The sequence below is a fragment of the Dellaglioa sp. CoH-57-MRSF-16 genome (assembly GCF_056782055.1).
The window spans coordinates 1-368 of the sequence record NZ_JBXAXZ010000094.1 but is presented as its reverse complement, the minus strand read 5'-3'; the positions used below and the strand labels follow the sequence as shown (position 1 = coordinate 368).

Below are 368 nucleotides of genomic sequence, written 5' to 3'. Positions count from 1 at the left end.
GTTCCAGTCGCTGGCAACGTGACTATGACGGGCCCGCTGAACATGGGATCACAGGTGCTCAACGGTATTGCTACGCCAGTCAATCCGAGCGATGCAATTCCGCTTTCGTATATCACGGCTCTTGTCATAGATGGTGGCGTGATAGGTTAATTAGGAAAACAAAATGACAACAGCGAACATTCCTGTTCAGCACCCGCGCCTGATAACGGCGGGTGCCCGGCCAACTACGGCTCAGCTTCTTCAGGGGCAGTTGTCCATAAACTTCCCGGACCGAAAGTTTTACACTCTCGACAACACTGGTGCGATCATCAGCATAGGTGTGGCTCCCGGGGATTTGGCACCTGTTGCGTTCACCGGCAGCTATAACG

General features: G+C 53.5%; 1 protein-coding gene. It reads left to right on the top strand.

Annotation, left to right across the window (positions count from 1 at the left end; all coding sequences use genetic code 11):
* Positions 1–163 precede the first annotated feature (163 nt).
* The coding region (locus AC1RPH_RS08010) for a hypothetical protein (protein WP_481762057.1) at positions 164–368 on the top strand (205 nt) is incomplete at its 3' end.